Here is a 14,851-nt window from a genome sequence, read left to right as displayed (position 1 = left end):
GATATTTTTAGCGTTACCAAATTGCGCCAGTCTGTAGGTTTTATCTACTAATTCAGAGACTTCTATAAATCCACGCACAACAAGGCCTCGAATCCGAGCAAATAGCTAGTTTTAGTCCTTGACATGATAGACGGGTGGTACCTAAACTGTCTATCGTGGGTAAAAGTGGCACAAAGTGGATCTAATGGGTTAGAAATCCCAAAAAGCAACGATAAAAATAAATTCAGATTCTGTTTAGTGTTGTCTTTACTAGTTAATTTTCGATAGATAAAAATAAAAAAGGTTAGGGGAATCATGTTCCGCGGCGCTAATGCAATCAATCTAGACGTTAAAGGTCGAGTGACTATACCTACCAGGTATAGGCAGTCCTTGCTGGATGATTGTCAGGGACAGCTAGTATGCACTATCGACACACAACAGCCTTGTTTGCTGCTTTACCCACTTCCCGAATGGGAAGAAATTGAACTCAAATTAAGCCGTCTTTCTAGCATGAACCCGCATGAGCGCAGAATGCAGCGTTTATTGCTCGGTTATGCAAACGAAGGTGAGATGGATAAAAACGGGCGTTTTTTGCTGGGCGCGCCTTTGCGTCAACACGCTAAGCTCGACAAACAAATTATGTTAGTTGGCCAATTCAATAAGTTCGAAATTTGGGATGCCGAGGTATGGCAGCAACAAATCAATTTGGATGTAGCTACAGAACAAGAGGCGAACTTCGAATTGACTGAACGACTTCAGGATTTTTCACTTTAATGGAAAACGATTTTTCACATCTATCTGTATTGTTGCAGGAATCCATTGATGGGCTAGCCATTAATCCTGATGGCATATACATGGATGCGACTTTTGGTCGTGGAGGTCATTCTAAGGAGATCCTAAAGGTTTTATCATCGAAAGGTCAGTTGATCGCTATCGATCGTGATCTTAGCGCAATCGAAGCGGCTAAGTCTTTGGCTGATGACCCACGTTTTTCAATCCATCATCGTCCGTTTTCAGAGTTGCAAACTGTAGCTGAAGAATTAGGTTTGATCGGAAAAGTTGATGGCATCTTAATGGATCTAGGGGTGTCTTCACCGCAGCTTGATGATGCGGATCGTGGTTTCAGCTTTATGCGTAACGGGCCACTAGATATGCGAATGGATACCACTAGAGGTTTAAGCGCCGCTCAGTGGCTAGCGGTTGCCGAAGAGCAAGATATCACTCAAGTTATTAAGGAGTTTGGAGAAGAAAAATTTGGTAAACGCATAGCTCACGGTATTGTGAATGCTCGTCAAATTGCGCCGATAACCGATACTGCTCAACTTGCCGAGATTATTGATTTAGCCGTACCAGTTAAAGATAAGTTCAAACATCCTGCTACCCGTAGCTTTCAAGCGATACGTATTTATGTCAACAGTGAACTAGACGAAATCAAAACAGGCCTCAAAGCGGCGTTAAATACGTTAGCCCCGAAAGGGCGTTTGGCGGTAATTAGTTTTCATTCATTGGAAGACCGCTTAGTAAAACGTTTTGTACGGGAGCAAAGTCGGGGTCTTGATGTACCTCATGGCATGCCAATACTGCAGGCAGAAATTGACGCTTCTAAGGCTATGAAGCCTATTGGGAAGGCAATTAAACCCTCGGCCGACGAATTGAAAAGAAATGTTCGAGCTCGAAGTTCGGTGTTAAGGGTGGCTGAAAAGTTATGAGTGGTCACAACACTAACTTCAATCTCTTCAGTTTTGTAGCTGCTGATTTAGCCCGCCATCCAGTGCGGGTTTTGTTGTTTCTAGCACTCTTAGTTAGTGCAGGGCTAGTGATACTGAGTGCCCACCACAATAGACAAATGTCGATTGCGATCGAACGTCTCATGCAAGAGAAAGATCAACTTGATGTGGAGTGGCGTCATTTAGTGCTTGAACAAAGCGCATTAACTGAACACAACCGTATTGAATCGCTGGTAAAAAGTGAGCTCAATATGCACCGACCACTGCCCAGTGACGAAGTAGTGGTGCGTATCAAATGAATACCAATAGTCGCCAGACGCAAAAACAAAATAGATCCAATCAAGCCAAGGTCAATAGTGTGCCGAGTTTTTTGCATTGGCGTTTTGTTGTTGTGGTGGTGGCAATTTTATTGGTTTTTGTTGGCTTAGGTATTCGCGCCGCATACATACAAGTAGTTTCACCAGATTTGTTAATTAAACAAGGCGATAGTCGTACATTACGTACACGAGCTAACCCGTTGCATCGTGGATTGATTGTGGATCGCAATGGACAACAATTGGCGGTCAGTGTGCCGGTTCGCGCAATTTGGGCCGATCCCAAAGCCATTGCTGAAGCTGAGCAAGAAACCCAACAAAAAGCTAAAGAAGACCCCAGTTTTAATTTGCAAGCTCAGCAACGTGAAAATAAAAAACGCTGGAAGGCCTTGGCAGAAGTATTAGGCCAAGACGTGCATAAGCTTAAAGAAAAAGTCAGTAATCCTGAAAAGCGCTTTGTCTACATCCAGCGTCAAGTTTCACCCGCTATGGCTGAATATGTTGAAGAATTAAAGCTGGCTGGAATATATCTACGTGATGAATCGAGACGTTATTACCCAAGTGGTGAAGTCTCAGCTCATGTTGTTGGATTTACAAACGTTGACGATGCTGGGATCGAAGGCATCGAAAAACTATACAACAAGTGGTTGGCGGGCTCTCAAGGTTCGCGGAAAATTCGTCGTGACGGTAAAGGAAGAATGGTCGAGCTCATTGAATCTGAAGCAGGCAAAGAGCCACAAAATATTCAGTTAACCATTGATCAACGAATTCAAGCTATCGCCTATAAAGAACTCAAACAAGCCGTTCAATATTACAAAGCGACCTCAGGGTCTGCCGTTGTTGTGGCTGTGAGTACAGGAGAAATCCTCGCCTTAGTGAATAGCCCTTCTTATAACCCCAATAACCGAGTCGGAGTGTCGGCCCATAGAATTCGTAACCGAGCGGTGACTGATGCCTATGAACCGGGTTCTTCAATTAAACCTCTGGCGGTATTAAGCGCGTTGGAGTTTGGAACCGCAGACACAGAAACCTTGGTGGACACCTCTCCTGGCTGGATGCACTTAGGTGGCAACATTGTTAGGGATTCTCGTAACTATGGTGAGATTGACTTAACCGAAATTATTCGTAAGTCCAGTAACATGGGCACCTCGAAATTAGCCTTGTCAGTACCTAAAGAATTCTTGCTGGATATGTTTTACAACGTCGGATTAATGAGTGGAAGTGGCGCAAATTTACTTGGCGAAATTAACGGTATTTTTAATGACCGCCCCCGTTGGTCTGATTTTGAGTTGTCTACCTTGTCATTTGGTTATGGTATTTCGGTTACCGCGTTACAGTTAGCTCGAATGTATAGCATTTTAGGCGACGGCGGTATTCGTCGCCCCTTGAGTATTATTAAACCTGATGCTCCCGTTGAAAGTGAACGTGTTATCAGTGCTCAAGCAACCCAACAAATATTGCAAATGATGGAAACGGTCACCGAAAAAAATGGCTCTGCAGAGCAAGCCAATGTGCCAGGGTACAGAGTTGCTGGCAAAACAGGTACCAGTCGTAAAGCCATTGCGAATGGTTACGGAGAGGAATACGTCAATATTTTCGCGGGGGTTGCTCCAGTATCTGATCCTCAGTTAGCTGTCGTCATCTTAATTAATGAACCCAAAGGTGAACTTTATTACGCTGGTCAAACAGCGGCCCCGGTTTTCGCTAAAATTATGGCGGCTAGTTTGCAAATGCTGAATGTTCCTCCTGATGACAAGACTGTTTCGTCAATTGCAATTTCATCTGCCAAAGCCAGTGGAGTGGCCGCTAATGCAGGTTGATATGGTCAGCATTAATAAACAATTCCCTGAGGTGTTTGATCAGAGCATCAAGCCCCTTTTGGCACATTTTGGCATTGATGCACCGGACATTATGATCAGCGAGCTGGTGTTAGACAGTCGAGATGTGGCCATACATAAAGCCTTTATCGCCCTCAATGGTCATGCGTTAGATGGACGGGACTTTATTCCCCAAGCGATTAGTTTAGGTGCCAAAGTGATAGTGGCGCAATGTGACGACAAAAGCAGTCATGGCCAAGTCGAAATGCGTGAACAAAGTGTCATAGTGTGGTTTTTTCAATTGCCTGAAAAACTCTCAGAATTGGCTGCTCATTTTTATCAATACCCGGCTAATTCGATGTCAATTATCGCAGTGACCGGTACTAATGGTAAAACTTCAACAGTACAGTTAACCAGTCAACTGGCAAACTTAATGGGAGAACAAGCTGCATCTATTGGCACCTTAGGTGCGGGTATGTATTCACCCAATGCTGAGTTTAAAACCCAGCAAAATACCGTCAACACCACACCTGATGCTATCAGCATACAAAGACTGTTAGCCGAGTTTGTCAGTGAAGGAGCATTCCAAGTCGCTATGGAAGCATCCTCACATGCCTTAGTACAAAACCGCATAAAAGCGGTTAAGACTGACATCGCCGTTTTTACAAATTTAAGCCGTGACCACCTTGACTATCATGGCTCAATGGCCGAATACGCTCTAGCAAAACAGCTTTTATTGCAACAATCAGGTTTGGCTTATGCTGTGCTTAACGTCAATGATCCTGAACACAAAAACTGGCTAGCCAATATGCCGGAGCAAACCACTGTAGTGCTCTTTGGCCAAAATATTAGTACAACAGACTTACCCAATGAATATCGCTATTGTGTGGCAAACAATGTGCGTTATACCACTGACGGTATTGCGCTTACGCTGCAGTCCTCTTGGGGAGACTGTGAACTGCGCTTATGTTTATTAGCTGACTTTAATGTGGCTAATGTGTTAGCCGCTATTTGTAGCCAATTATGTTTAGGTAAGAGTCTCAAACAGATAGCTTATATTGTTCAAAAGCTTAAACCTGTAGCGGGAAGAATGGAGCTATATAGCCGTCAAAACCACGCCACTATAGTAGTGGATTACGCCCACACCCCTGATGCCCTAGAAAAAGCACTAATGGCGACTAAGCAACACTGTGATGGAAAGTTATATTGCGTGTTCGGCTGTGGCGGTGATCGTGATGTGGGTAAACGTGCTTTGATGGGAGAAATTGCTGAAAGGTTGTCAGACAAGGTTATTGTAACTGATGACAACGTGCGCAGTGAAAACCCTCAAGACATAATAAACGACATCTTATCAGGTTGTGCCAACCCTCAATCTATCCTAGTGGAACATGACCGAAAAACAGCGATTAAGTTAGCTGCCACACAAGCTGCGGCTGGCGATATGATTTTGGTCGCGGGTAAAGGCCATGAAAATTATCAAATAATAGGAACACAAACAGTGACGTACGACGAACGTCAGTTTGTAGCACTTCTTCAAAAGGGGAAAAAAGTATGATCCCGGTTTCATTTTCCTGGGTTGCGGAACAAGTAAATGGGCAGTTAGTTGCTCAGAATATGCAGGACTTGGTAATTGAAGGCGTCAGTACTGATACCAGAAGTATCTTGCCTAAAGATCTGTTTCTAGCATTAAAAGGCCCGAATTTTGACGGTCACAAATTTGTTCAACAAGCCGAAGGTAAAGGTGCTATTGCCTTAATTGTGTCCCAAGATGTTGATACACAACTCCCTTATATTTTAGTTGAAGATACTACCATAGCGCTTGGTTTGTTGGGGGCCGCAGTGAAAGCGAAAGTGGCACCTAAAACCGTGGGTATTACTGGCAGCAGTGGCAAAACAACCGTCAAAGAAATGGTCGCGGCTATCTTATCTCGTCGCGGAAAAGTATTGGCCACCAAAGGTAATTTCAACAATGAATTAGGTGTGCCTATGACATTGTTAAGACTCGAACAACATCACGAATTTGCTGTGGTAGAAATGGGCGCCAATCATCTAGGTGAAATTGCTTATACCACTAATTTAGTCAAGCCTGACGTAGCCACTATAGTCAATGCCGCTGCCGCACACTTAGAAGGGTTCGGAAGTTTGCTTGGTGTTGCTAGAGCTAAGAGTGAAATTTTTAAAGGTTTATCAGAAAAAGATGGTTTAGCGATAGTTAACGCAGATAGCCAGTTTGCTGACTTTTGGATGGGGAAACTTAAATACAATAAGGTGCAAACCTTCTCAACCGAAAAGGCTGCAGACGTGTATGGGGAAGATATCATTCTTGGATTAGATGGTTGTGCTCAGTTTGAGTTAGTGACTCCGAAAGGTCGTATCGCCATTAGTTTATCTCTACCCGGCGCTCACAATGTTAGTAACGCTCTTGTGGCAGCCGCACTCGCTTTGCAAGTTGGGGCAACTCTACAGGATGTGCGTGAAGGCTTACGAGATATGCCCCATGTAGCCGGTCGCTTACATGTTAAAACCCTGACTAATCAAGTGAAAATTTTAGACGACACTTACAATGCCAATGTTGGTTCGGTGAATGCAGCAATTGATTTATTGTCGAGTTTTGCCGGAAGAAAAATATTGGTCCTTGGAGATATGGCTGAACTGGGTGAAAAAGCCCGCTATTACCATGAACAAGTCGGTGAATACGCCAAACAAAAAGGCATTGATAAACTGTATACATTAGGTGTGTTAAGTCAGAGTGCGAGTGATGTATTTGCTGAACAAGGACGACATTTTAGTCGTTTGGAGCAAATGATTGAGTTTATCAATCAACAAACGTTATCGGAAAAATGCGACATCAGTATTTTAGTAAAAGGCTCTCGAAGTGCTCGCATGGAGTTAGTGGTTAAAGCGTTGGAGGAATCCCCATTGGGAAAGCTTGAACGGTTTAGGGAGAGAATTGCATGCTAATTTGGTTAGCTGATTGGCTACAACAGTTTGACGCGGGGTTTCGAGTTTTTTCGTACTTAACCTTGCGGGCTATTTTGAGTACCTTAACGGCCTTACTTATCGCCGTGATAATTGGACCAAAAATGATCCGTTGGTTACAGCGAATGCAGATTGGACAAACGGTGAGAGATGATGGTCCAGAATCTCATTTAGCCAAGTCTGGAACACCCACTATGGGCGGTTTGTTAATTCTAGCGGCAATCGTGTCGAGCGTATTGTTATGGAGTGATTTGGCGAATAGGTACGTATGGGTCACGTTATTTGTCTTGGTGACTTATGGCATTATTGGTTTCGTTGATGATTACCGTAAGGTTATTCGTAAAGATGCTAAAGGTTTAATCGCACGGTGGAAATATTTTTGGCAGTCTGTTATCGCAATCTTAGTGGCATTTTACTTGTATTCAAGTCAACAAAATCCAGCTGAAACTGCTTTATTAGTGCCGTTTTTTAAAGACGTGATGCCACAAATGGGAATGTTATTTATTGTTGTCAGCTACTTCGTGATTGTAGGTACCAGTAACGCTGTCAATCTTACTGACGGTCTGGATGGGCTTGCCATAGTGCCAGTTGTTTTAGTAGCAGGGGCCTTTGCTATTTTTGCGTATGCTACAGGTAACATCAATTTTTCCGCTTATTTAAATATTCCCTATCTGCCGCTCACCAGCGAACTAGTCATTGTTTGTACTGCAATAGTAGGAGCGGGACTCGGCTTTTTATGGTTTAACACTTATCCAGCTCAAGTCTTCATGGGTGATGTAGGATCGTTGGCATTAGGTGGCACTTTAGGAATATTGGCTGTGTTGGTTCGCCAAGAGATCGTTTTATTCATTATGGGAGGCATTTTTGTTGCCGAAACTTTGTCGGTAATTTTGCAGGTTGGATCATTCAAAATGCGCGGCAAACGCATTTTTAGAATGGCTCCGATTCACCACCATTACGAATTAAAAGGTTGGCCAGAACCCCGAGTAATCGTGCGCTTTTGGATCATCTCATTGATGTTAGTTTTGGTGGGATTAGCCACCTTAAAATTACGTTAAGGGTCGAGTAAATAAACGTGAAAAACATGTCTTTAGTTAACAAAAATATCGTTGTCATAGGAATGGGCCTTACTGGCTTATCTTGTGTTCGATTTTTGTTAGCTAAAGGAGCCAATGTCACAGCGATGGACAGCCGCAATGAATTGACACTTAAACTCGATATCCCTTTGGTTCTGGGCGAATTATCAATTGCGAAATTGATTCAAGCTGACTTGATTGTACTGAGCCCCGGCGTCGATTTTTATACCCCAGCTATTCAACAAGCCATCAACGCTGGTGTACATGTGGTGGGTGATATTGAATTGTTTGCTCAATTTAATGATGTTCCGGTGATTGCCATCACGGGTTCTAATGGCAAGTCTACTGTTACTCACCTAGTAGTTGATATGTGCAAAGCTGCAGGTAAAAAAGTATTAATGGGAGGCAATATTGGCGTACCAGCTTTGGATTTGCTGGAGCAGTCCGCTGATGTCATAGTACTAGAACTATCTAGCTTTCAACTAGAAACCACTTACTCTTTAACGCCACTGGCGGCGACCGTACTGAACATTACCGAAGATCACCTTGATCGCCATGGGGATTTAGCAAGCTATCAGCAAATAAAACTGAGTATCTATCAAAATTGCCAATTTATGGTTTGTAACAGAGACGATATTTTGTCTTACCCAACAAACTGCGAAGCCACCATAACGTACGGATTATCTCAATCTAGTTCAGGCTTCTCATGGGATAAAGATAACGCGTGTATCTTGTTAGACGACAAGCCATACATAGATAGCGGCCGGTGTTTATTGGTTGGCGCCCATAATATGTTGAATATCCAAGCTGCTGCAGCTTTAGCTAAAGTATTTGGTATAGACGATGACAGTATTCGTCAGGGAGCTCAAAAATTCGGTGGCTTGCCCCATAGATGCCAAACTGTTTCCATGTTCAATAACGTCCGCTGGATCAATGATTCTAAAGCAACAAATGTAGGAGCAACATTAGCAGCTATCAATGGGTTGGTTTCAAACCTTAAGGGGAAGTTAATTCTTATCGCTGGTGGCGAAGGCAAGGGAGCTGATTTCACTGTGTTAAAACAGTGCTTTACACAATTTGTCAGCGTGCTAATTACCCTTGGTAAAGACGGTGACAAAATTGCTGCCTTACATAACAATAATATCAAGGTAGAAACAATACAGGAAGCGGTATTAGTAGCGGCTAAACATAGCCAATCGGGCGATATTGTTTTGCTTTCGCCAGCTTGTGCGAGTCTAGATATGTTTGTTAGTTATCAACAACGAGGAGATTGTTTTTCCCACGCTGTGCAGGAGCTCGCAGGATGAACATGACTGCTGAAAATAAAAGTAATTCACTTAGGCAACTATTCATGTCTAGACATGATAATTCTGAGGCTGCCGCAAAAGCGAATCTAAAACCTTATGATCAGTCCTTACTTCTTTTGGCTGTGGCGTTGTTATCAATCGGACTAGTTGTAGTAACTTCGGCCTCAATGCCAATAGCGGATAGGTTGTTTGGTAACCCATTTCATTTTGCTATTCGCCATGGCATTTATATTGTGCTGGCAGTGATTGCAGCATTGATAGTGATGCAAATTCCGATGCGCTGGTGGCGCATGAGTAACGTTTGGTTATTATTATTGGCTGTGGTGCTGTTAGTTGCTGTGCTGCTAATTGGCCGCAGTGTGAATGGCAGTACGCGGTGGTTAGTAGTGGGCCCTATTACCATTCAAGCTGCAGAGCCTGCCAAGTTGTTTTTCTTTTGTTATCTAGCTGGATACTTGGTACGCCGCTATGAAGAAGTGACCGAAAACTTAAAAGGATTTATTAAACCTCTAGTGGTATTTTTTGCCTTGGCGTTACTGCTATTGTTGCAACCTGATTTGGGTACGGTAGTGGTTATGTTATTGACAACTATTGGCCTACTATTTTTAGCTGGCGCCAAACTTTGGCAATTTTTCAGTTTGGCTATTGCTGGTACGTTAGCAGTAGTAATGCTTATTGTATTTGAAGAGTATAGATTACGCAGAATAACATCCTTTCTTGACCCCTGGGCAGACCCGTTTGGCAGTGGATATCAGCTAACCCAATCACTTATGGCATATGGTCGTGGCGATGTGTTTGGTCAAGGTTTAGGTAATAGCTTACAAAAACTCGAATACTTACCAGAAGCACACACCGATTTTATTATGGCTATTCTCGCTGAGGAATTAGGCTTTGCCGGTGTCGTAACGGTTCTAATCGTTATTTTAGTGATTGTTATGAAAGCCATGAAAATGGGGAATTTAGCTCTACGAAAGGAGCGCCCATTTGACGCCTATTTAGCTTATTCGATTGGCATTTGGTTTAGTTTACAAACCGCAGTCAATGTTGGAGCGAGTGCCGGTATTTTGCCAACTAAAGGGCTGACTTTTCCACTATTGAGTTATGGTGGTTCGAGCATGATAGTGATGTCGATAGCAGTGGCAATTTTAGTACGTATTGATTTTGAAATGCGAGTGGATGGTATTCAAGCTATCAATAAAGCAAGTGCTGCCAAAGGTAAAAAAAGCCTGTTAACCAAAAAGGCCAAACGAAAAGTTAACGATGTGATTGAAGACGTCATCAGCGAAGTGCCGTTGGAGCCAGCTACCGCAGTAAAAGCTGGAGGTCACCATGAGTAAGCGTTTATTGGTTATGGCGGGCGGTACTGGAGGCCATGTTTTTCCTGGTTTGGCTGTTGCGGCAGAATTGGCAGCAAAAAACTGGCAAATACAATGGATGGGTACGGCAGGTCGAATGGAAGCTCAAATAGTGCCACAAGCGGGTTACCCCATAAACTTCATTGATGTTGTTGGAGTGCGCAAAAACGGCTTACTCACTTTAATAAGTGCGCCATTTAAAATTGTCAAAGCAATTGTCCAAGCCCATAAAGTTATTAAACAATTTAAACCTGATGTTGTCATTGGAATGGGCGGTTTTGCAAGTGGTCCTGGTGGTGTGGCTGCCTGGTTAAATGGTTTGCCTTTGATATTACATGAACAAAATGCAGTGCCAGGGCTGACCAATAAACTGTTGTCTCGGATTGCTAAGAAAGTAATGACTGGATTCGACAAAACCTTTGCAGCGCAAGGCGCAGGACACAATAATAAATATGTCTGGGTTGGCAATCCAGTACGTCGGGAATTTGCAGAATTAGCCATTAAGGCGCTTGTTGAGTTACCTCTCAATATTCTTGTTATTGGCGGTAGTTTAGGGGCGCAAGTGTTAAACCAAACATTACCGTCCGCGCTAGTCAATTTAGATCAAGTAAAGGTACGGCATCAAACAGGGGCTGGGCATTTATCCACTGTGCAACAGGCATATATCGAAAATGGAATTGACTCAGATTGTTATCAAATTTCTGAATTTATTGACGATATTCCAGCAGCCTATGCTTGGTCAGACTTAGTGATTTGCCGAGCAGGGGCCTTAACTGTTGCAGAAGTGGCTGCTGCAGGTGTGGCAGCGATTTTTGTGCCTTTGCCCTACGCTGTAGATGACCATCAAACAAAAAATGCACAGACTTTGGTCGATGTGCAGGCGGCAGAATTATTGCCTCAAAGTGAACTGACAGCACAAAAATTGCGAGGATTGTTGCAAGAGTATGTGTTGTCTCCCGAAAAATTAATTGAGATGGGTAAAAGTGCAAAAAGCCTTGCCCGTTTAGATGCCGCTAAAGAAGTCGCGCATTGTTGTATTGAATTAAGTGAGCGAGCAGCATGAACAAAGATACTCCAGCCCATTACCACGTGCCAGAGATGCGCAGGATTAAACATATTCATTTTGTGGGGATTGGTGGTGCTGGTATGGGGGGCATTGCCGAAGTATTACTAAATGAAGGTTATGTTATTTCAGGTTCGGATCGTCAAGCCAATGCAATGACGCAAAGATTGCAAAACTTGGGAGCCACTATTTATTTTGGGCACCTCGCTACTAACATTGAGTTGGCTAATGTTGTTGTGGTTTCCAGCGCAATAGATCTTAGTAACCCTGAAATTAGCGCTGCCAACGAAAAACGTATACCGGTCATTCGCCGCGCCGAAATGTTAGCTGAGCTTATGCGTTTTCGACATGGTATAGCCATAGCCGGTACACACGGGAAAACCACGACTACCAGTCTCATTTCGACTATTTTTGCTGAGGCTAAGCTGGATCCGACATTTGTTATTGGAGGGCTACTCAACAGTGCAGGCACTAACGCTAGGTTAGGTGATAGTCAATATTTGATTGCTGAAGCAGACGAAAGTGATGCCTCATTTGTGCATTTGCAACCAATGGTCTCCGTGGTGACAAATATTGAAGCTGATCATATGGAAACCTATCAAGGTGATTTCCAGAAGATGCAAGACACCTATATCGACTTTTTGCATAACTTACCTTTTTATGGATTGGCTGTATTGTGTATTGATGATCCAGTGATTCAAAAATTACTACCTCGATTAGGACGGCAATACTTGACTTACGGGGTTTCTGAAAACGCAGACGTGCGTGCCGTGAATATTCAATTAGGTTTTAATCAAAGTACTTTCGACGTATTGCGAGCCAATCTTCCCCCATTGACTGTCACGGTTAATATTCCTGGGCAGCACAATGTGTTGAATTCTTTGGCTGCAATCGCTGTGGCAAGTGATGAAGGTTTGGAAGACCAATACATAGTCAACGCTTTGGCTGGGTTTTCAGGTATAGGTCGACGTTTTGAGTTTTTAGGAGATTACACAACATCTAAAGGCCAAGTCATTTTAGTTGATGATTACGGTCATCATCCAACTGAGGTTGCAGCCACTATCGCAGTAGCCAGAAATAACTGGCCAGATAGGCGTTTAGTTATGGCTTATCAACCTCATAGGTATACTCGTACCCGTGATCTCTACGAAGACTTTGTCAAAGTGTTGTCCCAGGTTGATGTGTTGTTATTACTAGAAGTCTATTCCGCCGGAGAAGAAGCAATAGATGGTGCAGATAGTCGTTCGTTGTGTCGATCTATTCGGCAGCGCGGGCAACTTGAGCCTATTTATGTTTCGGATATAACAGAGTTGCCTAAATTGATGGCCGAAACGCTTAATGACCAAGACATTATATTAACGCAAGGTGCGGGCAATATTGGGCAAATAGCTAAGTTTTTGCAACAAAGCAAACTAGAACCGCATGTATTAAATAAAGGGTTAGAGTCGTGAGTAAGCAGCAAGTAACATCGCGTATTCTTGGTTCCACTGAATATGGAAAAGTCGCAGTAATGTTTGGCGGAAACTCCGCGGAAAGAGATGTGTCTTTGAATTCTGGGATGGCTGTATTGCGTGGACTCATAGCTATGGGCATTGATGCTTATGCCTTTGACCCTGCCGAGCACCCCTTAACCGAGTTATTATCAGAAAATTTTGAGCGTGTCGTGATTATGCTGCATGGCCGTGGTGGTGAAGACGGTTCGTTGCAAGGTGCGTTGCAGCAGCTCAATTTACCCTATTCTGGAACGGGGGTTTTGGGCTCTGCGTTATGTATGGATAAAATTCGCAGTAAACAAGTATGGCAGAGTTTAGGGTTACCCACCGCTAAATATAAAATAGCTGACAAAAGAAGCTTTGATGCAGGATCGTGCGAGGCTATAATAGCCGACTTGGGGAATGAGGTCATGGTCAAACCTGCGCAGGAAGGTTCCAGCATAGGTATGGCTAAAGTCAGTAGTGCACTACAACTAGAAACTGCCATAGAAAACGCATTTAAGTATGATGATAAAGTCTTAATAGAGCAGTTCGTACATGGTTCAGAATACACTGTCAGCATACTGAATGGTAAAGCTTTGCCTTCTATAAGTATGAGCACTCCCCGCGATTTTTATGATTACACTGCAAAATACCAAGCAGATAGCACCGTTTATCGTTGTCCTAGTGGTTTGCCTGAAAAGTTAGAGAGACAACTAGGGGAGTTGGCGTTGCAAGCATTTGATGCTTTAGCGGGCTCAGGCTGGGGCCGTATCGATTTCATGCAGGATAAATTAGGGCGCTTCTATTTATTGGAGGCCAATACAGTGCCCGGTATGACTGAGAAAAGTTTAGTACCACTAGCAGCAAAACAATCTGGAATGAGCTTCGATGAGTTGTCATTAGCAGTGCTCAAAACCACTGAGGAGTGCAGGTGAGCGAACTGCCAGAGTTAGATAAACCACGCAGAGGCTCGCATTTTTATGTGGGGCCAGTGTTTTTTATCAGTTTGTTGGTTTTGTTAGTGTTTGGATTGATTAAATTGAATGCTTGGTTGGAAGATGAACAACAAGCGCCGGTACAAGATATTGTGATTTCAGGTGAAAGAACATTTATTGACGACCAGAAGATACAGAGGTTGATTAAAAAAACACAGCCAGGCAGTTTTTTTGAATTGGATGTTAACCAAACTCATCAAACGGTTGAAGGCATGCCTTGGGTATACCGAGCCTCAGTCCGCAAGCGTTGGCCAAATGGATTGGAGGTGTTTGTCGTTGAGCAACAGCCAGCCGCTATTTGGAACGGCGACATGCTGCTGAACCAATTTGGAGATGCGTTTGATGCGCAGATTAGCGATGCTGATTTGAATTCAAAAATAACTCTGCCTCATTTATACGGGCCTGGAGGAAGTGAACAAACTGCATTGCAAGGATACCGAAATATGCAGTCGTTATTGGACACCTCCGATTTGTATATTGTAGAAATGTTTTTGAGCGAACGTTTTGCGTGGAATGTACAACTAAACAATGGCATTAAGTTAAATTTAGGACGTACAGAGTTTATTGACCGATTACAGCGATTTGTGGATTTGTTACCGCTGATATCGCAGCAAGAAAAACAAGTGGATTATGTCGATTTACGTTATGACACAGGTTTAGCAGTAGGTTGGAAAACCTTAGACAAAGCAGCATAAATTAAACCAGTTTAATAACTGGAAAAGAACAGATTAAATTAACGTGAGTGTGGTGAATGTGATGAATGA

General features: G+C 43.2%; 13 protein-coding genes. All 13 read left to right on the top strand.

Going from position 1 to position 14,851, the window contains the following annotated elements; genetic code table 11:
* Positions 1 to 294: 294 nt before the first annotated feature.
* From mraZ to ABJK37_RS02010, 13 genes are read left to right on the top strand one after another with little or no spacing between them, the layout of a single operon-like run.
* Complete coding sequence (gene mraZ / locus ABJK37_RS02070) at positions 295 to 753, top strand: division/cell wall cluster transcriptional repressor MraZ (RefSeq protein ID WP_215930278.1); 459 nt, start codon at positions 295 to 297, stop codon at positions 751 to 753.
* Complete coding sequence (gene rsmH / locus ABJK37_RS02065; RefSeq protein ID WP_348349604.1) at positions 753 to 1,688, top strand: 16S rRNA (cytosine(1402)-N(4))-methyltransferase RsmH; 936 nt, start codon at positions 753 to 755, stop codon at positions 1,686 to 1,688. The genes mraZ and rsmH overlap by 1 nt, the downstream gene beginning before the upstream one ends.
* Positions 1,685 to 2,005: a cell division protein FtsL gene (gene ftsL, locus ABJK37_RS02060; protein WP_215930276.1), complete on the top strand. Its 321-nt coding sequence runs from the start codon at positions 1,685 to 1,687 to the stop codon at positions 2,003 to 2,005. Before rsmH ends, ftsL begins: the two co-directional genes overlap by 4 nt.
* Entirely contained in the window at positions 2,002 to 3,840 is a 1,839-nt protein-coding gene (locus ABJK37_RS02055) for a penicillin-binding transpeptidase domain-containing protein (protein WP_348349602.1), read from the top strand. The genes ftsL and ABJK37_RS02055 overlap by 4 nt, the downstream gene beginning before the upstream one ends.
* Complete coding sequence (gene murE, locus ABJK37_RS02050) at positions 3,830 to 5,392, top strand: UDP-N-acetylmuramoyl-L-alanyl-D-glutamate--2,6-diaminopimelate ligase (RefSeq protein ID WP_348349600.1); 1,563 nt, start codon at positions 3,830 to 3,832, stop codon at positions 5,390 to 5,392. Before ABJK37_RS02055 ends, murE begins: the two co-directional genes overlap by 11 nt.
* Positions 5,389 to 6,798 (top strand): UDP-N-acetylmuramoyl-tripeptide--D-alanyl-D-alanine ligase, encoded by a 1,410-nt coding sequence (gene murF / locus ABJK37_RS02045; RefSeq protein ID WP_348349597.1) that lies wholly within the window; start codon positions 5,389 to 5,391, stop codon positions 6,796 to 6,798. The genes murE and murF overlap by 4 nt, the downstream gene beginning before the upstream one ends.
* On the top strand, positions 6,792 to 7,874 hold the full coding sequence (mraY, locus tag ABJK37_RS02040; RefSeq protein WP_348349595.1) for a phospho-N-acetylmuramoyl-pentapeptide-transferase: 1,083 nt from the start codon (positions 6,792 to 6,794) through the stop codon (positions 7,872 to 7,874). The genes murF and mraY overlap by 7 nt, the downstream gene beginning before the upstream one ends.
* A 26-nt stretch (positions 7,875 to 7,900) precedes the next feature.
* Complete coding sequence (murD, locus tag ABJK37_RS02035; RefSeq protein WP_348349593.1) at positions 7,901 to 9,199, top strand: UDP-N-acetylmuramoyl-L-alanine--D-glutamate ligase; 1,299 nt, start codon at positions 7,901 to 7,903, stop codon at positions 9,197 to 9,199.
* Entirely contained in the window at positions 9,196 to 10,536 is a 1,341-nt protein-coding gene (gene ftsW, locus ABJK37_RS02030; RefSeq protein WP_348349591.1) for a cell division protein FtsW, read from the top strand. Before murD ends, ftsW begins: the two co-directional genes overlap by 4 nt.
* Positions 10,529 to 11,617 carry an undecaprenyldiphospho-muramoylpentapeptide beta-N-acetylglucosaminyltransferase gene (gene murG, locus ABJK37_RS02025; RefSeq protein ID WP_348349589.1) on the top strand — a complete coding sequence of 363 codons (1,089 nt, stop codon included), beginning with the start codon at positions 10,529 to 10,531 and terminating at the stop codon, positions 11,615 to 11,617. The genes ftsW and murG overlap by 8 nt, the downstream gene beginning before the upstream one ends.
* Positions 11,614 to 13,068: a UDP-N-acetylmuramate--L-alanine ligase gene (gene murC, locus ABJK37_RS02020; protein ID WP_348349587.1), complete on the top strand. Its 1,455-nt coding sequence runs from the start codon at positions 11,614 to 11,616 to the stop codon at positions 13,066 to 13,068. Before murG ends, murC begins: the two co-directional genes overlap by 4 nt.
* Complete coding sequence (locus tag ABJK37_RS02015) at positions 13,065 to 14,027, top strand: D-alanine--D-alanine ligase (RefSeq protein ID WP_348349585.1); 963 nt, start codon at positions 13,065 to 13,067, stop codon at positions 14,025 to 14,027. Before murC ends, ABJK37_RS02015 begins: the two co-directional genes overlap by 4 nt.
* On the top strand, positions 14,024 to 14,782 hold the full coding sequence (locus ABJK37_RS02010; protein WP_348349583.1) for a cell division protein FtsQ/DivIB: 759 nt from the start codon (positions 14,024 to 14,026) through the stop codon (positions 14,780 to 14,782). The genes ABJK37_RS02015 and ABJK37_RS02010 overlap by 4 nt, the downstream gene beginning before the upstream one ends.
* The last annotated feature ends 69 nt before the right edge of the window (positions 14,783 to 14,851 follow it).

The organism is Paraglaciecola sp. (assembly GCF_039964565.1).
Taxonomy (GTDB): Bacteria; Pseudomonadota; Gammaproteobacteria; order Enterobacterales; family Alteromonadaceae; genus Paraglaciecola.
This window is presented reverse-complemented; position numbering and strand designations above follow the sequence as displayed.